Raw genomic sequence first — 24,062 nt, 5'->3', positions numbered from 1 at the left:
AAATCCCAAGGGACAATTAAGCACAGGTAATTTATTAGCTGATAATTTTTATGAGTTTGCTACTGGCAGGAGACATCGGTGGAACAAAAACTATTTTGCGTCTGGTACAATCCTCAGATGCGGTAGGGCTAAAAACTCTGTATGAGGAGAGTTTTCCCAGTGGGGATTTTCCTGATTTAGTCCCCATAGTCCAAAAGTTTTTGACTACAGCTAACTCTAGCACACCAGACAAAGCCTGTTTTGCCATCGCTGGACCTGTGGTAGAAAATACTGCTCAGTTGACTAATTTATCATGGTTTCTGGATACAGAACGTTTAAGCAAAGAACTGGGTATTGAAAGAATTTCTCTAATTAATGACTTTGCGGCTGTTGGTTATGGTATTTTTGGTCTAACTAAACAGGATTTACTAACTTTACAAGTTGGTAAATATCAATCAGCAGCACCAATGGCTATAATCGGTGCAGGAACGGGGTTAGGACAGGGATTTTTGATTAAGCAGGGCCAGGGTTATCAAGTCTTTCCTTCCGAAGGTGGACACGCAGATTTCGCCCCCCGCAATCAGTTAGAATTTGAATTGTTGAAATATATTTTAACTAAATATGATATTCAACGCGTATCCGTAGAAAGGGTTGTTTCTGGTTTGGGAATTATTTCTATTTATCAATTTTTACGAGATCGGAAAATAGCCACTGAGTCTCCAGTCATTGCTAACGCAGTCAGAACTTGGGAACAAGAAGCCGGAAAGTCAGAAAAAACCGTTGACCCTGGTGCGTTAATTGGGAATGCTGCTTTAGAAAAAAGCGATCGCCTTTCGGAACAAACTATGCAATTATTTATAGAGGCCTACGGTGCTGAAGCGGGGAATCTAGCCCTGAAACTACTACCCTATGGAGGATTATACATTGCTGGTGGTATCGCCCCTAAAATCCTACCTTTAATACAGGATGGCGGTTTTCTTACTAATTTCACCCAGAAAGGAAGAATGGGTTCTCTTCTGGAAGAAATACCGGTACTTATGATTCTCAATCAACAAGTCGGGTTAATTGGTGCTGCTTTGTCGGCATCTAGGTTATAAATAGCAATAACAGTAAAATCTGCATCTACTATTACCAGGATTAGAGATTTCTTTACTTAATGAAGCATTAAGAAAAACTCGACTGGATCATAGTCAAGTTTGTGCTTGGTTATTAAGCCAATTTCAGCAATAATCTTATGATTTCATCCTATTTTTAAATAGCGTACTCATAATTTTGGGAATTATGGCAGGACATAGTAAATGGGCTAATATTAAACGTCAAAAAGCAGTAGTAGACGCAAAAAGGGGACATATCTTTACCCAGCTATCCCGCGCGATAATTGTCGCAGCTAGAAATGGTATACCAGACCCAGCGGGGAATTTTCAACTACGGACTGCTATTGATAAAGCCAAAGCGGCAGGTATTCCTAATGATAACATTGATAGGGCGATCGCTAAAGGAGCAGGTACTTTTACTGGTGATTCCTACGGAGATTCTCGCTATCACGACCGTTTAGAAGAAATTCGTTATGAAGGTTATGGTCCGGGTGGTGTCGCAATTTTGATTGCAGCCCTCACAGATAACCGCAACCGTACTGCTGCTGATTTACGGGTGTCCTTTAGTAAAAATGGTGGAAATTTGGGAGAAACCGGTTGTGTCAGTTGGATGTTTTCCCAAAAGGGTGTTTGTGTGGTTGAGGATGTAATTAATGAAGAACAGCTTTTAGAAGCTTCCTTAGAGGGAAATGCTGAGTCTTATGAAATGATTGCAGACCATACATCTGAGGTATTTACTGAAGTAACAAATTTAGAGAAACTCAGCCAAGTCTTGAAAGCAAAAGGGTTTAAAGTAGTTGATGTAGAAATACGCCAGATTCCTGGTAATAAAGTTGAGGTAACAAATATTGAACAAGCGCGATCGCTTTTTAAATTAATTGATACCTTAGAAGGGTTAGATGATGTACAAAGTGTTACCAGTAATTTGGAAATTGCTGATAATTTGATGGTTTTAAGTATGACCTAGTATTTTGTACTGTATTTTGTGCCGTTGCCTTGATTATCAATCGTAATCGCGTCACAATAATAATTAAAACTATTGTAATTTATCTTCACAATGTCTTCCACCCTTCTGACTCCTACCCTTTCCTCTCCCCACTCCCCCACAGAAAACCATTGGGGATATGATTATGATTTAGTCATAGTCGGTGGTGGAATTGTTGGTTTAACCCTGGCCTGCGCTTTAAAAGATTCTGGTTTAAATATCCTGCTGATTGAAGCTAGAATGACATCAGCCGCTGTAGCGAAAGGACAGGCCTATGCTGTACATATGTTGTCAGCAAAAATTTTCCAAGGCATTGGTTTATGGGATAAAATTCTCCCCAATATCGCTAAATATAATCAAGTTCGTCTTTCTGATGCTGATTATCCTCATGTAGTTAACTTCCAAACTACGGACTTAGGTACGCCAGAGTTAGGTTATGTAGCAGAACATTACGCACTATTAGCACCATTACAGGAATTTGTGGGAAATTGTGCAAATGTAACTTATCTTTGTCCAGCAGAAGTGGTAAGTACGGAAAATCACTTAGATACAATTAAGATTAACATCAAAATTAACGAGACCACCAAAACGATTCGTAGTAAATTATTAGTGGCTGCTGATGGTGCAAAATCTCCCATTCGTGAAGCTGCGGGAATTAAAACTAAAGGCTGGAAATATTGGCAATCATGTATTGTAGCTTTTGTCAAGCCCGAAAAACCCCACAATAACACCGCTTACGAGAAATTTTGGTCTAGTGGACCCTTTGCAATTTTACCCTTACCAGAAAACCGTTGTCGCATTGTTTGGACAGCGCCCCATGCAGAAGCAAAAGCGTTATGCGCTTTAAATGATCAGGAATTTTTAGCAGAACTGACTAAACGCTATGGTGAGCAAATGGGTAAATTAGAATTATTAGGGGACAGATTTATTTTTCAAGTACAATTAATGCAGAGCGATCGCTATGTTCTCCCTAGATTAGCATTAATTGGTGATGCCGCCCATAATTGTCATCCTGTGGGAGGACAAGGTTTAAATTTAGGTATTCGTGACGCAGCAGCATTAGCCGAAATCATCCAAACAGCACAGCAAAATCGTCAAGATATTGGTAATATTTCCATTCTCAAGCAATATGAACGCTGGAGAAAAAAAGAAAACCTCGCAATATTGGGTTTCACCGATTTATTAGATCGAGTTTTTTCTAATAACTTTTTACCAGTGGTAATAGTTCGTCGTCTCGGTTTATGGATGATGCAAAAAGTCCCGATGATCAGAATATTTGCTCTGAAATTAATGATAGGATTAAAAGGAAAAACACCAGAATTAGCTAAACGGTGAAATTACCAACACCAAAAGTAGGGTGCGTCAGATTCGATAACTCAGCCAGCCATAAATCGCTTTTTGATCTCTGACGCACCTGAAAAATTTACCTCTTTTGATAATTTGTTAATAACATCAACTTAATAACTAAGGAAAGTGAGAGATATCATGACTCAAACTTTAGAAAATTCTCTCAATTTAGTAGAAGAAGAACAATATTTCTACCGTCCTGGAATAACTTGGGAAAGTTTTCAAGCAATTCAAAAAGCCTTTGAAAATGTACCAGGAGTGCGTTTATTTTATTGTGAAGGAGTTTTAGAAATCGTGACTATCAGTAAACCCCATGAAGCAATTGCATCTTTAATGGGATTGCTGTTAGGACAATATTTTTTAGAACAAGGTATTGAATTTTTTCCCAGTGGTAGCTATTCGCAAATTATTCCCGGTATAGTTGAGTATCAAGCTGATTTATCCTATTGTTTTCAAACTGATAAATCTAGACCAGATTTATGTATTGAAATTGTGATTACTAGTGGTAGTCCTATTAAATTACAAAAATATAAATTAATGCAAGTTCCCGAAGTTTGGTTTTGGGAAGATGGAACTTTAGAAATTTACTGTTTGCGAGAACAAGAATATGAGAAAGTTAATAATAGTGAATTATTACCAAAATTAGATTTATCCCTATTAAATCGTTGTCTTTTATTATCTTCTCCCCTAGAAGCAATTAAACAATTTCGTCAGGGATTAACCTTGTAGGGTGCGTTAGCGACAGCGTAACGCACCACAAATCCTCGTTTATCCTCATTTCAAAAATTGGTATTTTAATAAAAAACAGAGATTAAATTAACTCTAAACTTACCCTATTTTCTGCATAATTAGCAATTAAAACGAATAACTTCAACCATCGAGAACCCAGTAAAATCTCCTGTATTTCATCTCCAGCAAATACAGGAATTTCAAACTCTTGACCATCTATAATTACCCTACCATGATAAACATCAAATTTGGTTTCTCCTTGAGCAGTTCTTAATTTATCTTGACCTGAAAAAGTCCAATCAAGACTTTGTATATCTTGTTTATTCATGGCTAAAAATTCAGTAAATCCTGTATCTAACATTGTTTCTACAGGAAAACTGAAATCATCCCCACCAATTAAATCAATTTCCAAATAAATTTGTCCATTTTCTCCAAATCTTCCCTCAATCATATTCTGCCACTAACTCCCGTTTCATTAATGCCAAAAATATGATGAATTACATGAGGATACTTGTCTCTAGCCATTTTACTAGCTACTTCCTTATTCTGATCAATAAAATAATCACCACTATCAGGTTCAATCGCAATGTACCAACCATAATATTTATCTAATATTTCTGGTTTTAAACGTTCAAAAATTACCCAACAACGCTCATAAAATGCCTCTCTTCTAGCCCTATCTTGGGCTTTTTGTTCATCAGTCCATTGAATTTCGGGAAATACCCTTCCACGTCTAACAACTCTTTGGGGTGTAGATTGTGTCATGATTAATCACCTGATTAAAGTGTATTATTCATTTTAGCATATTATTGATTTAGTATTAATTTGTAGGGTGCGTTAGCGACAGCGTAACGCACCACAAATCCTCGTTTATCCTCGTTCCCAGGTTCTACCTGGGAATGCAATCAAAAGGCTCTGACTTCTGAAAAACCCTGAAACTCTATTAATCTAGTAAAGATTGTATTGGGTTTCCGCTCTATATTTGGAAAATTGACAAAGGTATTGACTTATTTAACCCATTTTTATTAAGTCTTGCTTGACTTACATTTAAAATAAGATATAATTTAATATAATATAATATATATATGTTATGGTGATAATTATGTCTAACCTATCCTTAGAACGCAATCAACTTAAACAAACCCTGAAAGAATTAATAATAGAACTGTTTTCAGAAAACAAAGAAGAATTTTCAGCTTTATTTACGGAAATAATTGAAGATATTGCCTTATCAAAAGCTATTGAAGAAGGAGAAAAAACAGAATTAACAGATAGAGAAACAATTTTTGCAATTTTAAACCAAGAACAATGAAAACCGAATTTAGGAAAAGTTTTGATTATTGATTTAGAACAAAAGTAACATCTGTTAAAACAGGATATATTGAATATTGGACTCCCAAACTGACGTACCCAAGCAAATTGAAAGAGTATTAAAAGCCATGAATAATTAAAAAATACTTTTCAAACAATTAGTAGTATAATAATCCAAGATACTAAGGAGTTAATTATATGCAAATAAAACTTAAATCAAAAGTTGATGCACAAGGTAAATTATTGTTACAACTTCCCCAACAATTAGCTAATCAAGAATTAATAATTATTATTACTGATGCTTTTGAAGAGAAAATACCAACACCACAAGAATTAGGATATCCTGCGGATTTTTTTGATAAAACTGCTGGAAAGTGGGAAGGTGAGGTTTTAGTTAGAGAAAATTTAGTTGATTGCGATTTGTATTAATTTGTAGTATTAATTTGTAGTATTAATTTGTAGGGTGCGTTAGCGACAGCGTAACGCACCATATTAATAATAACTTAAACTTCTATCTTCTCCTTACCTACATTCAAATTAACCACATCCTGCAACCGAGAAATTACAAAAGACTTCTCCAAATAAGACAACAAACCACCAGCCTTTGGACCTTTTTCTTTATTCAAGAAAGATAGATACAAAGCCTTAAAAGCCATTGGTTGTTGAACCCCTAACTCCTTAGTAGTCGAGAAAATTATAGTTTGTAATTCCTCAGCTTCCCAATGAGGAATATTCTGCAAATTCTCCATCAATTTTTGCAAATAAGCAACTTGTTCTGAATTTAAATCATGAGCTTTTTCGGGAACTTGTTCCAAATAGAGAACTAACTTGTCTTCCTCGTCAGCATAATCTTGTAACCACTTTTGAGCCGCAGCAATTCTTTGATTAATAATTTGTTGATCATACTCATTTAAAGGCTGTAAACTGCGTTGTACAACTTCTTCCTGAATATTTAAACGGGGAACTTGCAACAGAGAAATTAATGTACTAAAATCAAAGGGTTGGAAAGTTTTAATTTCATCCCCTAATTGGGCGTAAAATAAAGACATTAATTCCTCCGTTAATTCAGGAGCATGAGAATACTTATTAATTAAAGTATCGTAATCTCTAAATAACCGGGTAGTAGTTTCATAATTTGGTGCAAAATTAATTACTGTTTTCGGTTGAGTTCTTAACATCAAAAACCGCAATAATTCAGCAGGTAATAAATCAGCAATTTCCCTAGCACTCGAACCCACACCCTTAGAAGAACTCATTTTTGTCCCATTCACAAGAATAAATTCATAGGGAGAATGGAAAGGAGGTTGTTTTTGTAAAACCTTGCGACTAATAGCATTAGCAACATCACGAGAACCACCTTTTTGAGAATGATCCTTCCCGGCCATTTCAATAGTTACACCCAATATATCCCATTTAGCTACCCATTCAACTTTCCAAGGTAATTTACCATGACCATTAAAAGGAGAAACCCACCCGGAATGTCCACAACCTTTTACATAATCAACACCATCAGGTTTACAAGTGTAAAATACTTCTGAACCGTTATAATCTGTAGTGACAGTAGTAGCGATTTTACCGCAATTTTCACAAACAACTTGAAAAGGATACCAATTATTTGCACGTTCAGCTTTACTTACTTCCTTATAAGCTTCCCGCACTAAATGAGCATTTTTCAGGAAAATATCAATATGGGAATTAAGTTTTCCTGAACGATATAAATCACGTAAAAAATACGTTTCTGGTTTAATTCCTAAATATGCAAAAATTTCAAAAAACTCACCAATAAAATACTTAGCATAATCTTCCGCACCATCACCAGGAGAAGGAACATTACACAAAGGAAAACCCAAATAAGGCTGAAATTTTTCTTGATCTAAGTATTTAGGAACAGTATCCAGCGCATCATAATCATCTACACCATACAGAAATTTGACGGGCTTCCCTGCGTGTTTCAAAGCACGGTAAATAACGTCGTGAATAACCACACCACGCAAAGACCCAACGTGTACCCTTCCTGATGGAGTCTTAGAATCATTAACTACTTGTTGACCTACTGCGTCAGCAGCAATTTTATCAGCCCAAAACATTTATCTTTTATTATTTCACAATTGCTCTATTTTAACTGCTGTTATAGCGAATAAAATTATTGTTCAATAAATTTGGTAATTGGTAATGGGTAATTGGTAATTGGTGATAAAATACTTGTTTTCATCTCGATAACCACCTGATTCTGACACTGTGCCTAACTAGCAACTTACATTACTAAGTGCAACTAGACAATTAAATATACTTTAGAATAATCTCTGCTGCTTTCATTCGTAATAGATGAATGTAAAAACATTATAGAGAGATAAATTCTTAATTTATCTGAATTTAATTTTAGATTTTGTCTGAGTTATTCAATTTAAAATCTAAAATGGTCAGGTAATGATTTATAATCAGGGTTTTATGGACTGTATTCATTTGACGGGGATTCGCGGTTATGGCTATGTTGGGTATTTACCGGAAGAAAAGGTATTAGGACAATGGTTTGAGGTGGATTTGAAGTTATGGGTAGATCTGGCTCAAGCTGCACAGACTGATGCTATTAAAGATACAGTAGATTATCGTAGTGTTATTAGTTTAGTCCAAAACTTGCTGAAAACATCTAAATTTGATTTATTGGAAAGGTTGGCAGGTGCGATCGCTGATGCTATTCTTGGAGAAAGTAGTCTGACTACCCAAGTACAAGTTACTCTCATTAAACCTGCTGCACCAATTCCTGATTTTGATGGTAATATTCGCATTGAATTGACTAGAAGCAAATCAAATTTGTGAAGCAAAGGTCTATTTTTTGGACTTGCTGAAGGAAAGTATGAATTTTTGTCACTGTTAAATCTTGTGGGGTGGGCATCTTGCCCGCCAGACCTATACAAATTAATACACAACAGCGCAGAGTGTCACTATTAAATCTTGTGGGGTGGGCATCTTGCCCGCCAGACCTATACAAATTAATACACAACGCAGAGTGTCACTATTAAATCTTGTGGGGTGGGCATCTTGCCCGCCAGACCTATACAAATTAATACACAACAGCTTATCCTCATATCCTTGGCTTATTTTTGCAAACCCTACCTACAAGGAAATGATAGAGAAACTTGTAGGAGAGGGGTTTTGCAATTTCCCAGGGATGTTTTTGTTTTATATCTTTTGACAAAAATAAACTCCCTCTTCTTGATTTGCACCTTCCCAATAATTTAGGATGACAATATCATATTGTTTGAGAATGTTTTGCAGTTTAGCAGTTGTATAACGATAGGAGAAAAATAATTGAATTTGATCACCATTTTTCCAGTGCATGATTTGATCATCTAATTTCAAATCTATATTAGTTTCTACTTCAAACTGAGCATTAACTCTTGTTAATTCTTGATGGTTTGGATCATCTTTTAGGGAGAATTTAATAGTCCCATGGTCTGGATTTATCCCCGCGTCAACTAACACTGTCATTAACCAATCTTTGGTTAATTCATTATCATACTGTGGCAAAATCTTGTTAATTCCTGTTAAATAATCGTCTCCCGGTGCTAAGTTCGCACTCATGAGTAAAATATCTCCTGGTTGCAGAAAATTACTTAAAATAGGCAAAATTTCATCAGGAGTAAAATTAGGAATCATGCCAAAAAATGTGATGATCTTTCTGTGTCCTTTTCCTTGATCATGAAGATGGAGTATTAAATCATCAGCACAAGGTAAATCACAAACAATTGGCTGTATAGAGACTTGAGGATAAGATTCTCTAATTTTTTGACCGGAAATTAAAGCCAGAGATAAACTAACATCAATAGGATAATAAATGATTTCCCTTTCTGTATTGAAGAGATAAGATACTAAAAGATGATCTTTTGCACCACCACCACAACCTAATCCAATTACTTGGATGTTGGTATTAATGTCCAGAAATTCCGCAGTTTTTTGAAAACATACTGCATACGCATTAATACAATCATCATTGGTTCTAGCTGGAGAATAATATTCATGAATTTTTAACCATTTCTGACTTTGTTTAACAGTGTCATAATGAAATTTATGATTGATTTTACCTACAGAAAAGCAATCTAAATAATCTTGATAAATCTTGTTGGGAAATTGACTAGGATGGACATATACTTTTTCAAAGCCGTTGGACATTGTAGACATAATAGTAAATTCCTTGGTGCTGATGAACCTGGTTAGTTAAATTAGTAGTTATCAGTTATATGATACTCTAAATTCAGTTTTTTAGATCAAGCAATTTTGTGAAAATATCTGATATTATCTGATATTATATTAATAATTTCCTGACACCTACAAATTTATGATTGATAAATCTGACCTGAGAACAACGATAAAATCTTCATTAAGTGCGATCGCTCTTGGTAGTAATATAGGAGAATCTTTAGCTATTTTAGAAGGTGCAATTAACAGCCTGGAAAAAACTCCGGGTATTACCATAAAAGCCAAATCTAGTTGGTACAGAACCGCTCCCGTAGGCGGACCATCACAACCAGATTATTTAAACGGTGCGGCTATTTTAGAAGTGCAACTCAGTCCCCATAAATTGCTAGAAACTCTGCTCAATATTGAACAAGAATTTGGTCGAGTTCGTCAAGAACATTGGGGACCTAGAACCCTAGATTTAGATGTACTACTATTTGATGACTTGATTTTAGAAACACCAGATTTACAAATTCCCCATCCTCGAATGACCCAGAGAGCCTTTGTTTTAGTTCCATTAGCGGAAATTGCACCAGATTGGATAGAACCAGTTTCTAGAGAACCTATTTCACAACTCCTGCAAAAATTAGACCGTTCTGATGTGAGTTTATCTATCAATTTATAGGCTTTTCTCATAACAACTAAGTCTTAAATCTTCTTCTATACTGCGTGCTGCAATTGCACCATGAGCAACCGCAGTTGCTACACAGGGATCTCTAGGATTTGTCACATCTCCAGCCGCGTAAATATTGGGGATTGATGTTCTGAGAAATTGATCAGTGGCAATATATCCTTTTTCGGTCAGTTTCACAGAACCCACTCCTCCTTGCTCAAAAAGTCGCACTAACTCCTCAACATTCGGTGTAAAACCCAAACGAAAACAGAGATAGTCAAAAAGTAACGCTTTTTCTTGGTTGTTTTCATCTTGGAAAAGCATATAAATCTTCTCTTCGCGCATCTCAAATCTCTGAATTTTTGCGGGTTGATGTACAGTGACTCGACCGGCTCCAAGTTCAAACATGGCTCTTTTGTTCACCTCAAATGCTCGGATTTCAGAGCGAATAAACAGGTGAATATGTTGGGATGTGTTACCTAAAATTCTGGCTGTTACTAATCCATTATCACCACCTCCGACTACAGCAACTACCCCTCCTGATACCTTAGATCCCAATAAGGGAGTGGCACCAGGGTTAAAGCAAACACGCTGGGAAGAAAGGAGATATTTACTTCCGGGAACTGATTCTATAGCTTCAAATCCTGTAACTCGCTGACCTGTGGCAATAACCATATATCGTGCTGTAATTTCAGTTTTGTCAGTAACAATTCTGAAATCATCTCCTACCTTGGTGATCTCCTTTATTGAAGAATCCAAAACTGTAGAAAGCATTTCTGCTTCAACATGACGGTGAAATTGATCTGCAAGTTCATATCCAGTTTTTCCCGGTATTCCCAAGTACCAGACATTTTGAAAATGGCTTAACGTTTGTAGTCCTCCTAATTTTTCATTCTTTTCAATGAGAATGGGAACAAAACCGAGATGTTTTAACCAGAGAGCGCAAGACATACCAGATGGACCACCACCAACCACAGCAACAATTTTATTCATGTTAATTTAAAAGCCCAAAAAATTAACTTTTCCCTTGGAGTAAATACATTGACTGGTACAAGTTTCATCAATTCTCACTGCAACAAGTCCGGGAATTTGGGGTTCAAGCTGTTCATAAATCCATTTAGCGATCGCTTCACTGGTAGGATTAGCTAAACCCGTGGATTCATTTAAATGGTAATGATCCAGATAATTTTCCAAGAGGGGTTTTATGTATTTTGATATATCACCATAATCCATAATCATCCCCTGTTTAACACCTGAATTTATCAGTTTATCCCCTGTAACATAGACAACACCGCGCCAAGAATGACCATGTAATCTAGCACATTTACCATCATGATTTGGTAATTGGTGAGCAGCTTCAAACCTGAATTCCTTACCAATTATCCAAGTTTCTAAACAAGATTCAGATTCCGGTTTTGAAGTCATTATTATATCCCAATTATATCCCAAATTCCCCAATACTTAGATACTTAAAATGAATGTAGTGTATCTAAAACTGCTTTAACTTTAGGAACTTCATGAGTTCTGAATAAATCTGTTTTTCCTAATGCTGCTAAAACCGCAAAAAATGATTCTGCACTTCTTACTTCTTCCCCAAAATATTCAAAAGCGTGAGGGAGAGCATGACAGACAGGAAAACCTAATTTTCTCAGTCTAAAAGTAGTCAAAAAAGTTTTCATTTGATAACGAATTCGCAAAGAACTATCCTGGAGATTTTTATAATAAAACCCCAAACCAGCATCAACAAATATTTTTCTCACCCCATATTTAGCTGCGATTTCTATTTCATTAGCAAAATATTCATACATTAATTTTGTTGGATCATCACCAAAATCAAAATCACCAACTTCTCTGACATTTTTACCTTGAACATAACAGATAATCACCCCAGCGTCAAATTCAGATACAGCTTGATAAATTTTCTCACTATCAAAAGCACCCGTTAGATTAATCACATTAGCGCCAGCTTGTAAACATTCTCTAGCAACTTGAGGATAATAAGTTTCAATGGAAGTTAAAACCCCCTGTTGACTCAGAGATTTTAGCACTGGTAAAATTTGGGAATTTTGTCGAATATCCTCAACTCTTTCTGCTTTTTCTAAAGTAGATTCAGCGCCAATATCTATAATATCAGCACCTTGAGCCTTTAATACTAATCCCTTGCGAATAGCCTGTTCTGAACTTAAACATACGCTTTCTCTGTACCAAGAATCATTAGAAAGATTAATCACTCCTAAAATTGCTGATTCGGAATTAAAATTAAATTTTTTCTCACCAATTGTAAATTCTTCTACTTTTACTTGCAGAGCATCATGATATTTTTCATATATTTCGTAAATGTCTTCAATCTTCAACATATTTCCAATCCTTTTTTTGATAGACAATAGTTTTTTATTAGCTGTTCACAAGCATTGAGCAAAAATAACCAAATCATCACCACACTTGATTACAACCTCCATCCCCCCGAAACTTCTAATACCTGCCCTGTGATATAATCAGATTCTGGGCTAATAAAAAACCAGGCTGCATGAGCCAGTTCTTGTAAAGTTGCAGGTCGCTTAGTAGGTAGTTCAGGTAGAGATTCCTGCAAATCAAAGGAATTTTCTGCTATTCCTGGGGAGACAACATTAACAGTAATTTTATCTGTAATTAGTTCCTTTGCTAAAGATTTTGAGTAGATGATAATGCCAGTTTTAGCAATTAAGTAAGGTGTATTAGTACAACGCGCGAGGAGATTTTGCGCACTAGCACAACCAAAATTGACGATACGTCCCCCATTAGCAGCTTTCAGGTAAGGTAGTGCAGCTTTAGTGACATAAAATGTAGCATGAAGATTAGAGTTAATAATTTCATGCCATTCTGCTACTGATAATTGGCTCGTTGGTCTGTCTAAGTAGTTACCCACATTATTGACAACAACAGATAGACCTCCCAATTCCTCAGCAGCACTTTTGACCAAAAACTCCGCTTGTTCAGGATTTCTTAAATCCGCTTGTAAAGTAACAGTTTTAACGCCGTACTTAGCAGCCTCCTGACGGGCTTGATTACAGGCTTCCACACTCTTATGATAATGAAATGCTACATCAAATCCTTTAGCAGCTAAATCGAGAGCGATAGCCTTACCAATTCCCGATGATGATCCAGTCACCAGTGCTTTTTTCAGCATTATTGTTAAACCTAATTCCTATATAAATTACCAATGTTATTTTCTACAAAATCCTCAATTAACACTTGAGTATAACTATTGAGAGGATATTCCTTTGCTTGTGCGGGAGTCACCCAAGCCCATTCCTCAATTTCTTGATTAGGTGTAATCGTATCTCTCAGTGAAAATGCGTAATAGTTGATCATAACAAAATGGGCAGGTCGCACAAATTGTGAATCCAGCACTGCTTCTTGTAGCAACGCAAAACGCACATTAGTTAAGTCTAACCCGACTTCTTCCTGAAACTCTCTCAGAAGTGCAGATTCTAGAGTTTCACCCCAATCTACTTTTCCCCCTGGTACACCCCAAGCACCTCTCCACTTCGTAGATTTAACAATTAACACCAGTCCGAGAGAATTGACAACCAGCGCTCCTACAGTAGTCAGAGGGAACTGCTTTTGTACAGATGTTGGTTCAATAGTGGTCTGATACTGCATATTTACTTCCGCACCCCACGACGACTGACTTTTGGCGATACTTAATCTTAGTACCGTTCAAATTTTATCAGCAAATGCCTGACTAAGTTCAATTATATTTTGATCTGGATCTTGAATAAAAATCGCTGGTCGGCCAGAAGCACTAGCTTGAAACGGATAATTTTTAGCTGTTAATTCGCTTTTAATTATTTCTAAATCCATGACAGCAAAAGCGATATGAGGATTTTGTCCCCATTTTTCTTGTTGCTTATCAGTGGGTACAGTAGGCGCAACAATCAGATGCAGTTGATAGTTACCAATTTGATACCAGATACCCGGATATTTTAAAGGACGTTCTACTTTTTCAAGTCCTAATATATGAGTATAAAAATAATCAGAACGGTCTAAATCAGTTATGAGAATAGCAGTATGAAGACTCTGGATAATTTGCATAATTGTAGATTCAAATGAGATAGGAAAATTCAGAGTGAGACGCAGATAACCGCACATACAGCGAATTTCATCCAAGTGAGGTACACCTTGTGCGGGCAAGACTTGTACTGAGATTGGTCGAAGTATGCCCGCACCACAAGATTTTTACAAGATTTTTATTATTAATAAAGCAAGTTCGGCTTGAGTGAGGTACACCTTGTGCAGGCAAGATGCCCGCACCACAAGATTTTTACAAGATTTTTATTATTAATAAAGCAAGTTCGGCTTGAGTGAGGTACACTTTTGGCGGGCAAGATGCCCGCACCACAAGATTTTTACAAGATTTTTATTATTAATAAAGCAAGTTCGGCTTGAGTGAGGTACACCTTGTGCGGGCAAGATGCCCGCACCACAAGATTTTTACAAGATTTTTATTATTAATAAAGCAAGTTCGGCTTGAGTGAGGTACACCTTGTGCGGGCAAGATGCCCGCACCACAAGATTTTTACAAGATTTTTATTATTAATAAAGCAAGTTCGGCTTGAGTGAGGTACACCTTGTGCGGGCAAGACTTGTACTGAGATTGGTCGAAGTATGCCCGCACCACAAGAGTTTTATTATTAATATCTGTACCGGACTTGGATTAGGAAACGCTATAATCAATAGACATCTGAGCAAAAAAATTAAACATAATCAGGATTGTCGGGAATCAGTAATACATAAATTACCACAAATTGTCAAATAGTTTTCTCTGAAATCACCAACCCAAGAGAAAATGAACAATAAAAAAGGTCTGGTTGAGAACCAAACCTTGACTTAAATCCAGTGCATAACAACATCCCGAATTAATTTAACCCGTTTAATCCATTTTTAGCATCTTCCTATGGTATGTGTACAAATATCCTAAAATCTGATAATCAACCATTTCCATAGCCAAAAATAAAGGACGGAATTAGTCCCGTCCGTAAATGCCAAAATGCCAAATGATGATTGTTAATTTTTAACTTTTATCTGTGACAAATCTAAAAAATTCGCTAATTTATAGACTATTCGCGCACCAACATTACCATCCCATTCCGCATTACCAACTTCGCAAACATCAAAACCAATAATTTCCCTACCAGTATTCACTACCTCTCGGAATAAACAATAAACTTGTTCTAATTCCAGTCCTCCGGGAACGGGAGTACCCGTATGGGGGCAAAGTTTGGGATCTAAACCATCAACATCAAAACTAATATAAACTTTTTCTGGTAAATGACTGATAATTTCTCGACATAAATCTAGCCAATTTTTACCAGAGTATAATTGTTGTTTAATTACTGGATCATAGTAGGCAATAATGCGCTGATTTGATTGATTAATCATCTCTATTTCATCATCACAAATATCCCGTAAACCCACTTGGACTAACTTGGAAATTTGCGGTATTTTCATGGCATTAAACATAATGGAAGCATGGGAAAATTCAAAACCTTCATAGGCATTTCTTAAGTCCGCATGAGCATCAATATGTAAAATTCCCCAGTCATCATATTGAGTAGCTAAGGCTTGAAAATACCCCAAAGGAACGCTATGATCACCACCAATAACAGCGACTTTTTTACCTAAATTTAAAGCTTTTTGACATTCTTTAAATAACCATTCATTAATTTGTTGACAACTATGATTAACAGTAACAAGAGTATCTTTTAAATTTTGAGAATCGGATATTTTTAGACCTTGTGCTAGACTTTTGATAATTGTTGCTGCTTGGCTACGATAGTATTCATTTTTTTCTAACATTTTTGCGGTATGTCTTTCCAGAAAGATACCTTGTTGCCAACCTTGGGGATGATCAAAATCAAATAAGTCTATTTGCAAAGAAGCGTCGGCAATTCTTTGTGGTCCTTGTGCTGTACCTTGATGATAGGAAACAGTGACTTCCCAGGGAACAGAAAAAATGATTAATTTAGCTGATTCATAGTTAAATGGTAAACCGAGAAAGTTACCATTTTCTTCAGCGATATCATTGGGATTATATGTTTGTAGTGAGTTATTCATTGATTAAATTACAAATTTGCAAAATTACGACTATAGACCTTTTGGTTATGATCTTGCCATGCTTGAAGTGATGAATGAGGTAATTCGGTTAATGTTGCCGATTGGATATATTCCATAAATGGACGACGTAAATGTTCATAATTTGCGAAGGCTTCAGCTATAATTGACAAATTATCCCAATCATTATTTTGACCAATTTTAGCGATCAGCCTGGTAATTGTTAATGCGTCTTCTAAGCCTTGATTTGCCCCTTGAGCCATGAAAGGAGGCATTCCATGGGCAGCATCACCAATTAAGACAATTCGCTGTTGATTCCAGGTTGGTTCTATGGTAGTATCATTAAACTTATTAATAACAGGATGAATGTAGTAAGCACGCTGACTCATATTGGCAGAAGGAGAGAGATTTACTAATTGTTGGAGAGAATCAGGAAAGCCAGCTTTTTCTATTTCTTGTCGAGCTAAATTTATTAAATCAGTTTCCACTTTTCCTGCTAAGGATTCTAGAGGTATAGGTAAATGGATAATATATCTAAATTGACCATTTCTAAAGAATAAAATCATCCTGAGATGATTATGACAATTAGAATTTATAGATGTTTTATCATTTTTAATGGTCACAAGTGCTGAATTTTCTAAAAATCTGGATTCTATTTCTGTTTGTATTGCTTCTGGGATGTCAGTTATGCCAGAACAATATATACCTGCAAATCCAGAATATTCAGGTTTAGCAAAAGGTGTATTAGGAGTATTTTGGTAAATTATTTGCCGAACAGTAGAGTTAATTCCATCTGCACCAATAATTAATTTAGCGCGGAAAGATGTTGTTGCTAATGTGGGAGAAATGGTATCTAGATTTTGTTGTGAATTTTCATCAGGGTTTTGATTTTCTGCCCAATGAGCATAGGGATTGGCTGCACTACTGATATCAGAAACACAATCTATCCGTACACAGTTGAGTTCTGGCTCATCTATGACATTAATACAACGGTGATTAGCTTTTACCCGTTCTGGGGGTAAAAGGTTTCTGAGGATGGTTTGTAATTCATACCAAGCTATTGATACTCGTCCTTCACCATATTCTTGAAACCAGTTATCAAAACCGAGAGGAATTGACAAAATTAATTGTCCTTGAAGATTTTTGATAGACCATACAGAAGGATTTACAGAGGAATTTTGCTGATTAGATAACGTGGTTTGTGTTACGGACGTATAAGCATTAACACTTAAACATTTGAGGGCTTTTAATCCATTAGGAAGAAGGTCTATTATTTGCCCAACTTGACGAAAGCTACGAGTTTGATCAATGACTAATATATTTTCGATACCGCGCTGGTATAGACCAATGGCAGTTGCTAAACCAATGGGTCCAGCGCCAACTATGACTACATCATAGATTTCTTCAGGTTTCAATTTATCTTGATAGTTTAATACCATAACATGAGGAATTGTCAAAAACTTCTGGGGTTATTTGTGGTAATTATTGTCAAACTAATTATATCTAACTTGTACCTGCAAAAAATTAAGAACGACGGGCATTTAAACAACACCATTCTTTTTTCTCCCGGATATTAGTCACAGTCCAACCATTTTGTTCTAAGGCATTAGCAACAGCCTTTGATTGTCCTATTAAAATACCACTAAATATACCCCAAGTGCTAGATTTAGTAATTGCGGTCATTTCTGGGAGTAATTGAATAATGACATCGGCTAAAATGTTACAAACAATACCATCTACTGGTTGATCAATTGTTTTCCTGACCGTGTCTACACTACCTTCTAGGGGAATTAAACAATCTGGAGGGATATGATTCAGAGTGCAATTACTAAAAGTAGATTTTACTGCTAAGGGATCATTATCAACGGCATAGACCTTAGTAGCACCTAATAATATTGCCCCAACACCTAAAATACCTGAACCACAACCAATATCGGCAATAGTCGAGGGTTTTTGGTTCTCTGCTATGTCAGAAAAGTGCATTTCTAGGGATTCTAAACATAATTGAGTGGTAGCGTGATTACCCGTACCAAAGGCTACACCCGGATCAAGGAGTATGATTAAGCGTTCTGTAGTAGTGGGTAAAGGTAGCCAAGCGGGATTAATCAAGAAGCGATCGCCTATTTCCTCGGGTTGCCAATGTTGTTTCCAACTACTGGACCAGTCTTCTTCATCAATTAAGTGCCAATTTAGCACAGGAGGGGGGAATCCTACAGATATAGCATCTTCACCCAAGGATGATGATAATTCTTGCAAATCTGGTAATTCTGCTTGAAAACTGGGCAAATAAGCCTTAACCAATAAGTTATGGTCTTTAATTTCCACTGCTGTACCACGAGTGCCAAACTTTTCTAATCGCCAATATATAGTATCTTCTAAATCTGGGTTAGATATAATATTGATTTCCCACCAAGTATTTGCCATAGAATTTGAGATTAGTAATAGGTAATGGTGCAAAAACAAACCAAACCATCAGAATATAGCATTTTCTAGTCCACTGAAGTAGATTCATAGCTGCGTTTATCTGCGGTTAAATTGCTCATTTTATTTTTGAACATGAAAAGTTTTAAATTCCCGACTTCTGAAAAGAAGTCGGGATCTTATTGTTAGATAATTAAAATGATATTCTAATTATCAAATTACTTAATCATCCTCATCTCATAAATCAAAAAAAATCACAGTCTAGAATTAAAGTGTCACTGTATAAGCGTCCCTAATGCCCGATACTTTCTTAATTTCTTCTAAAATGCCTTCAGGTAGAGGATCATCAATGCTCAAAGCCATCACAGCATCACCACGAACGATTTTTCTACCGACTTGCATACTAGCAATATTGACATTAAAACTGCCCAGGAGAGAACCGAGTTTACCAATGATACCTGGTACATCACGGTGGAGAGTAAACAACATATATTTACTGGGGGGGACATTAATAGGAAATCCGTCAATGTCAGTTAAGTGAATTTCCTTATCACCCAATAAAGCACCAGTTACAGAATGTGTACCTAAAGTACCTGTAGTTTGTAAGTGCAATGAACCAGCGTAGTCACGGGCTGAAGCATCCCTAGTTTCAATTACGCGAATACCTCTTTCCTTTGCTTCTATGTTAGCGTTAACATAATTTACCCGTTCGCGGAGAGCTTGGTAAAGTAGTCCTTTGAGGGCGGCTATAATCAGGGGCTGACTTTTATTAGTTGCCAAGTCTCCTTGTAGAGTAACATTAAGTGTCTCTACTCTGCCACCTGTGAGTTGACCAACTAAATTTCCCAAAGTTTCCGCTAATTCCATATAGGGTTTAAACTCTTCGAGGACATCAGGACCGAGTCCGGGAATATTCACAGCGGAACGGGCTGGTAGTCCTAATAACACATCCCGAATTTGTTCAGCCACGTCTATAGCCACGTTTACCTGGGCTTCAGCCGTAGAAGCACCGAGGTGAGGAGTAAGAATGACATTTTTACCCAAACCTAGCAAATCAGATTCACCCAAGGGTTCAGAATCAAACACATCTAAAGCAGCCCCAGCAATTGTACCCTCTTTAATAGCCACAGCTAAAGCTGCTTCGTCTATAATACCACCACGGGCGCAATTAATAATTCTGGTGGTGGGTTTCATTAAAGCCAAAGTTTTGGCGTTGATTAAATTAGCGGTTTCTGAGGTTTTAGGAATGTGCAAGGTGATATAATCAGCTTGCTGGAAGAGCAAATTTAACTCCACCAGTTGACAACCAAGTTGTTCGGCTCTTTCTGTAGAGATAAATGGATCATAGGCTAAAAGTTTCATTCCCATGGCTTTAGCTACGGAAGCAACATGAGAACCTATTTTACCTAAGCCGACAACACCGAGAGTTTTTTTGTATACTTCTGAACCAACATAACTTTTGCGGTCCCATTCACCACGTTTCACTGAAGCATTAGCATCGGGAATATGACGAGATAGGGATAACATCATAGCTAGAGCGTGTTCTGCGGCCGCAATGGTATTACCCTCTGGAGAATTGACAACGACAATACCTTTGCGAGTAGCTGCGGGGACATCAACATTATCCACTCCCACGCCAGCGCGGCCAATAATTTTTAATTTGACTCCAGCCTCTATAATATCTTGAGTGACGCGAGTTCCAGAACGAATCATCAGCGCATCATACTCACCAATGATAGCTTTCAGTTCATCGGGTTTCAACGTAGTTTTGATATCAACTGTAGCCACTTGAGAAAGAATATCAATCCCAACTTGATCAATTGGATCAGAGACAAGAACCTTAGACATAATAACTCGATTTTAGTTAACAGATTGTGCTGTACAAGACTTTTTAGTTTATACCAATTTCATGTAAAGCTGCACAGAATCATCAAATCCATTCCATTATCCCTCCTTATCTGCGTTTATCTGCGGTTAATTATTTTCAAAATCTCATTTATTTAAATACTAGTATATATAAATACAAATAAAGTGCGTTATATCTAATATTGTATGTAGCTTGGATACTCGAATTTTCTAAAAAGTCGGGTATCCGATTTTAGCAAACATTTGTAAATTTTCCCTTCTCCAGATCACATCTCTTTTCCTATTTGTTTTGACTTCTAAAACCCTAATTCCTGTTTTTGGTAATTGCTTTAAATGATCTGCTAATTCTTCCCAAGCAGTAATTAACTGATATTGTACATTATAGGTAGCGCATAATTGGCAAAAATCAATATTTTGGGGAGTAGCAAAAAACTCTTCAAAGGGTGGATTAAATTTAGCAATGGGTAGCATTTCAAAAATTCCCCCACCATTATTATTAATTAAGATAATCGTCAAATGTCCGATAAATTGATCGCTAATTAAAAACCCATTTGTATCATGTAATAAAGATAAATCTCCGGTTAATAAAACACTACTTTGTTGTTGATGTGCGATTCCTAAAGCCGTGGAAAGTGTACCATCAATACCATTTGCACCGCGATTAAAATAAGGTTTAATTCTTAAATTATTCGGTTTCCAGAAAAATTCTACATCTCGCACAGGCATACTATTAGCAATAAATAAAGGTGTTTCTGGTGGCAGAATTTGGGAAATTAACCACGCTACTTTACTTTCGATTAATTCCTCTAGATTTTGCAAATAATCATCAATATTTTTTCTAACTTGTTTCTCTATCTTACACCATTTTTGTAAATATTCATTTTCTGCTAATTTCTCAATTTTTAATTCGCTGCTAATTTCTGTGACGGATATTCTTAAATGTCTGGTTTTTCCATGTAAAGAATCTAGATTTTGATCACAATTATCAATGATCAAACGTTCAGATTTAGTATTAATTAACCAATTTCTTAGTTCTTTACTTGTAGGCATTTCTCCAATTTGAATTACCATTTCTGGTGTTAATTCCTTGGCAAGTTTCTCATTTCTGAGGATGATATCATAGGTAGAAATTAAATAGGGATTTAAGTCTGCATAATTTCTCACTGGAGAAAGTCCTTCAGCTAAAACAGGCCATTGGAGAGATTGACTTAATCGCGCGATCGCTCTACAATATTCTTCAGATAGCTGTGTTTGAGCTACACCAGCGATAATAATTCCTTTTTGACACTTGATTACTGGTAATTGATAATTAGTAATTGCTACTGGGCTGGAAGCCACTGCTGAAAAGAAATCTGACACATCTAAAGTAACGTTAGTACCATCAGGAATGGGAGCGAGCGGGTCACGGAAAGGTATATTTAGATGTACCGGACCAAAATTAGGAAATTGACAACGTTCCCAAGCGTAAATAACCGTTTGTCTGAGATAAGCTAACATTTCTAAATTTGCGGAGGGTGTAGCTAATTCCCCATGCCAATTGGGATAATTACCGTATAATTTTACTTGGTCAATAGTTTGTCCAGAATGACAATTTCTTAATTCTGCGGGTCTATCAGTGGTTAATATCAATAAAGGAACACGACTTTCTTTAGCTTCAATTACCGCTGGATAAAAATTTGCCCCCGCAGTTCCCGAAGTACAAACTAATACTACAGGTTTTCCTGTCGCTTTTGCTCGTCCCAATGCAAAAAAAGCCGCCGAACGTTCATCTAAAATCGGCATAGCTGCAATATGCGGTATTTGTTGAGCAAAAGCCACTGTTAAAGCTGTAGAACGAGAGCCAGGACAGATTACAGCGCATTCCAAACCCAAGCGTTTAAGTGTTTCCGTTAATACATAAGACCAAATTTGATTAAGATTGTTAAAATTAAGCTGCATTTTATTGGTGTCCAGACTAGCCGGGTCTGTAATTAACCGGAGATAAACATAGATGATTTTGTACCTTATTAAACTAAGAAACCCTAGATAATAGCTGACGGAAATGCAGTATTGGCATAGTAAATAAACCCCAAGCCAAACCAGTAATCAAACCGAAAGGAGTAACAATATAATTATTAAAATCCCATAAACCGAAAATCTGAGCTGCTAATTCCAAAGGATAGGCCATCATAAACACCGTAGCACAAGCAGCGCCATTTCTACCATACTGACTTAACCAAAAAACACCTTTGCCATCAGTTAAACTATACAAAATCCGAGTTATTAATAAACCTGTCACCGTGCCATAACAGCGCATACAAACCGCCATAATAAAAGGTGGTGCTAACTCCAAACCCATAGTAGGCTGGGGACAGACATGATTACCCATAAAGTAAATAATATCCGCAATACCCGGAAGCAAAAACACACCAGACCCAGCGAGAAAAGGAGCAAGAGGGGGACCAAAAACCATACCAGCTAACAGGAAATCAGCAAAAAAACTCACCCAATTAACTTGTAACCCTCTTAATAAAACTACCCTTTCCATATTCTCTCCGTGTCCTCTGCGCCTCTGTGGTTCGTTTTCTGCAATTAGTTAGTATTCTAGAGTAGAAAATACCCAAAATCATTATAAATCATCATTTGGATCAATCCCCATTGCCCGTAAACGTTCGGCTAATTGTGCAGCCTTTCGTTCTGCTTGTTCAGCCCTGAATTTTTGTAATTGGGCTTCTTCTTGACCTACCAATAACAAATTACCATGTAAATCCCACCAGCGCAGCCAAAGTTGTTCAGGATTATTTAAGTAACTTCCTTGCCATAGTCCCAATTCTACAGCTAATGGCGCAATAGGATAATGTCCACGTTCGTTAGGCTGGATTTTTTGGTAAGCAAAATCCACCAAATGATAAACCTCTAATTTGCCATGATTAACTTCATAGATGGCATAATAGGGAACACGGATAATGCGTTCATATACCCACAATTTACCAGGTTTTTCACCTGCCTGTAAACCCGCTAGAGGGGTTGAATCTCGTTCCTCGTCACCATTACCACTGGCTAATTCTATAACAATTAATGGAGGAATATATTCCCGCCATAATACATAGGAACGACGAATTTTACCATCTAATCTTGGTGCTACATCAGGGACATAAAACCAATCTGGTGCTATGCTACCTTTTTCTGGTGGTTCAGTTTCGCGCCAGTAAATACCACAATCTTGACCTATACAAAATTGTCCATCAGGATGTAATTTTTGTAAAGTTTGAATTATGGAATCTGTGATGATAATACTTTGGGGATGTTCTTGAAAATTCTTCACGAATGTACCATCAGACTCTGGGAGTTGAGTATGATCAGGAAACTGCGGTGGTATAGCAATATCAGCCAGGGTTTCACTCATACT

General features: G+C 36.7%; 25 protein-coding genes. 8 read left to right on the top strand and 17 right to left on the bottom strand.

The features are described 5' to 3' along the window. The first annotated feature begins 50 nt into the window (after positions 1–50). The 4 genes from H6F39_RS01940 (at position 51) to H6F39_RS01925 (ending at position 4,134) form a co-directional block, all read left to right on the top strand. Entirely contained in the window at positions 51–1,076 is a 1,026-nt protein-coding gene (locus H6F39_RS01940; RefSeq protein ID WP_137906676.1) for a glucokinase, read from the top strand. A 184-nt stretch (positions 1,077–1,260) separates the two neighbouring features. Beyond that, positions 1,261–2,040, top strand: coding sequence for a YebC/PmpR family DNA-binding transcriptional regulator (locus tag H6F39_RS01935; protein ID WP_190396110.1), 780 nt, complete (start codon positions 1,261–1,263; stop codon positions 2,038–2,040). Positions 2,041–2,130: 90 nt separating this feature from the next. Continuing rightward, positions 2,131–3,393, top strand: coding sequence for an FAD-dependent hydroxylase (locus tag H6F39_RS01930; RefSeq protein ID WP_137906678.1), 1,263 nt, complete (start codon positions 2,131–2,133; stop codon positions 3,391–3,393). Positions 3,394–3,543: 150 nt separating this feature from the next. Then, positions 3,544–4,134 (top strand): Uma2 family endonuclease, encoded by a 591-nt coding sequence (locus tag H6F39_RS01925; RefSeq protein ID WP_137906679.1) that lies wholly within the window; start codon positions 3,544–3,546, stop codon positions 4,132–4,134. 82 nt (positions 4,135–4,216) lie between these two features. On the opposite strand, the gene H6F39_RS01920 is transcribed toward H6F39_RS01925, so the two are convergent. Both H6F39_RS01920 and H6F39_RS01915 read right to left on the bottom strand, forming a co-directional pair. Continuing rightward, the gene (locus tag H6F39_RS01920) at positions 4,217–4,585 is read right to left on the bottom strand and encodes a hypothetical protein (protein WP_028088879.1); all 369 of its coding nucleotides are present in this window, start codon (positions 4,583–4,585) and stop codon (positions 4,217–4,219) included. Continuing rightward, positions 4,582–4,899 (bottom strand): hypothetical protein, encoded by a 318-nt coding sequence (locus tag H6F39_RS01915; RefSeq protein WP_190396109.1) that lies wholly within the window; start codon positions 4,897–4,899, stop codon positions 4,582–4,584. Before H6F39_RS01915 ends, H6F39_RS01920 begins: the two co-directional genes overlap by 4 nt. Positions 4,900–5,236: 337 nt before the next feature. Here H6F39_RS01915 and H6F39_RS01910 point away from each other — a divergent pair, with 337 nt between their 5' ends. Then, a complete protein-coding gene (locus H6F39_RS01910; protein ID WP_190371122.1) occupies positions 5,237–5,446 on the top strand; it encodes a hypothetical protein in 210 nt (69 codons plus the stop codon). A gap of 197 nt (positions 5,447–5,643) precedes the next feature. After that, a complete protein-coding gene (locus H6F39_RS01905) occupies positions 5,644–5,874 on the top strand; it encodes a hypothetical protein (RefSeq protein ID WP_137906682.1) in 231 nt (76 codons plus the stop codon). A gap of 74 nt (positions 5,875–5,948) precedes the next feature. Here the strand turns inward: H6F39_RS01905 and lysS are convergent, their stop codons facing one another. Then, positions 5,949–7,532, bottom strand: a complete 1,584-nt coding sequence (gene lysS, locus H6F39_RS01900; protein ID WP_190396108.1) for a lysine--tRNA ligase — start codon at positions 7,530–7,532, stop codon at positions 5,949–5,951. A gap of 361 nt (positions 7,533–7,893) precedes the next feature. On the opposite strand from lysS, the gene folB reads away from it, so the two are divergent. After that, complete coding sequence (gene folB / locus H6F39_RS01895; RefSeq protein WP_190396130.1) at positions 7,894–8,262, top strand: dihydroneopterin aldolase; 369 nt, start codon at positions 7,894–7,896, stop codon at positions 8,260–8,262. Between the two features lie 363 nt (positions 8,263–8,625). Here the strand turns inward: folB and H6F39_RS01890 are convergent, their stop codons facing one another. Continuing rightward, entirely contained in the window at positions 8,626–9,624 is a 999-nt protein-coding gene (locus H6F39_RS01890; protein WP_190396107.1) for an L-histidine N(alpha)-methyltransferase, read from the bottom strand. Positions 9,625–9,781: 157 nt separating this feature from the next. Here H6F39_RS01890 and folK point away from each other — a divergent pair, with 157 nt between their 5' ends. Then, complete coding sequence (gene folK, locus H6F39_RS01885; protein WP_190396106.1) at positions 9,782–10,306, top strand: 2-amino-4-hydroxy-6-hydroxymethyldihydropteridine diphosphokinase; 525 nt, start codon at positions 9,782–9,784, stop codon at positions 10,304–10,306. Here folK and H6F39_RS01880 read toward each other — a convergent pair. The 13 genes from H6F39_RS01880 to H6F39_RS01820 all read right to left on the bottom strand — a co-directional run bounded on the left by H6F39_RS01880 (position 10,301) and on the right by H6F39_RS01820 (position 24,059). Further along, complete coding sequence (locus tag H6F39_RS01880; RefSeq protein ID WP_190371126.1) at positions 10,301–11,287, bottom strand: NAD(P)/FAD-dependent oxidoreductase; 987 nt, start codon at positions 11,285–11,287, stop codon at positions 10,301–10,303. The genes folK and H6F39_RS01880 overlap by 6 nt on opposite strands. A gap of 6 nt (positions 11,288–11,293) precedes the next feature. Next, on the bottom strand, positions 11,294–11,719 hold the full coding sequence (gene queD / locus H6F39_RS01875) for a 6-carboxytetrahydropterin synthase QueD (protein WP_137906686.1): 426 nt from the start codon (positions 11,717–11,719) through the stop codon (positions 11,294–11,296). A gap of 44 nt (positions 11,720–11,763) precedes the next feature. Further along, on the bottom strand, positions 11,764–12,651 hold the full coding sequence (locus H6F39_RS01870) for a dihydropteroate synthase (protein WP_137906687.1): 888 nt from the start codon (positions 12,649–12,651) through the stop codon (positions 11,764–11,766). Positions 12,652–12,740: 89 nt separating this feature from the next. Beyond that, on the bottom strand, positions 12,741–13,460 hold the full coding sequence (tmpR, locus tag H6F39_RS01865) for a bifunctional dihydropteridine reductase/dihydrofolate reductase TmpR (RefSeq protein WP_137906688.1): 720 nt from the start codon (positions 13,458–13,460) through the stop codon (positions 12,741–12,743). Positions 13,461–13,471: 11 nt separating this feature from the next. Next, complete coding sequence (locus H6F39_RS01860; protein WP_190396105.1) at positions 13,472–13,936, bottom strand: NUDIX domain-containing protein; 465 nt, start codon at positions 13,934–13,936, stop codon at positions 13,472–13,474. Positions 13,937–13,993: 57 nt separating this feature from the next. Then, the gene (locus H6F39_RS01855) at positions 13,994–14,368 is read right to left on the bottom strand and encodes a VOC family protein (protein WP_137906690.1); all 375 of its coding nucleotides are present in this window, start codon (positions 14,366–14,368) and stop codon (positions 13,994–13,996) included. A 972-nt stretch (positions 14,369–15,340) separates the two neighbouring features. Beyond that, entirely contained in the window at positions 15,341–16,390 is a 1,050-nt protein-coding gene (locus H6F39_RS01850; protein WP_190396104.1) for an agmatinase family protein, read from the bottom strand. An 8-nt stretch (positions 16,391–16,398) separates the two neighbouring features. Beyond that, positions 16,399–17,844, bottom strand: coding sequence for an NAD(P)/FAD-dependent oxidoreductase (locus H6F39_RS01845; RefSeq protein ID WP_242025887.1), 1,446 nt, complete (start codon positions 17,842–17,844; stop codon positions 16,399–16,401). A 67-nt stretch (positions 17,845–17,911) separates the two neighbouring features. Next, positions 17,912–18,811, bottom strand: a complete 900-nt coding sequence (gene prmA, locus H6F39_RS01840) for a 50S ribosomal protein L11 methyltransferase (RefSeq protein WP_190396103.1) — start codon at positions 18,809–18,811, stop codon at positions 17,912–17,914. Positions 18,812–19,075: 264 nt separating this feature from the next. Further along, the gene (gene serA / locus H6F39_RS01835) at positions 19,076–20,656 is read right to left on the bottom strand and encodes a phosphoglycerate dehydrogenase (RefSeq protein ID WP_190371135.1); all 1,581 of its coding nucleotides are present in this window, start codon (positions 20,654–20,656) and stop codon (positions 19,076–19,078) included. A 228-nt stretch (positions 20,657–20,884) separates the two neighbouring features. Continuing rightward, positions 20,885–22,612 (bottom strand): 2-succinyl-5-enolpyruvyl-6-hydroxy-3-cyclohexene-1-carboxylic-acid synthase, encoded by a 1,728-nt coding sequence (gene menD / locus H6F39_RS01830; protein WP_190396102.1) that lies wholly within the window; start codon positions 22,610–22,612, stop codon positions 20,885–20,887. Positions 22,613–22,685: 73 nt separating this feature from the next. Then, positions 22,686–23,201, bottom strand: coding sequence for a DUF2085 domain-containing protein (locus H6F39_RS01825; RefSeq protein WP_028084935.1), 516 nt, complete (start codon positions 23,199–23,201; stop codon positions 22,686–22,688). An 81-nt stretch (positions 23,202–23,282) separates the two neighbouring features. Then, a complete protein-coding gene (locus tag H6F39_RS01820; protein WP_190396101.1) occupies positions 23,283–24,059 on the bottom strand; it encodes a Uma2 family endonuclease in 777 nt (258 codons plus the stop codon). Positions 24,060–24,062 lie beyond the last annotated feature (3 nt).

The organism is Dolichospermum sp. FACHB-1250 (assembly GCF_014696335.1).
Classification (GTDB): Bacteria; Cyanobacteriota; Cyanobacteriia; order Cyanobacteriales; family Nostocaceae; genus Dolichospermum; species Dolichospermum planctonicum.
The sequence above is the reverse complement of the archived record's forward strand: the minus strand, read 5'-3'. Positions and strand labels throughout refer to the sequence as shown.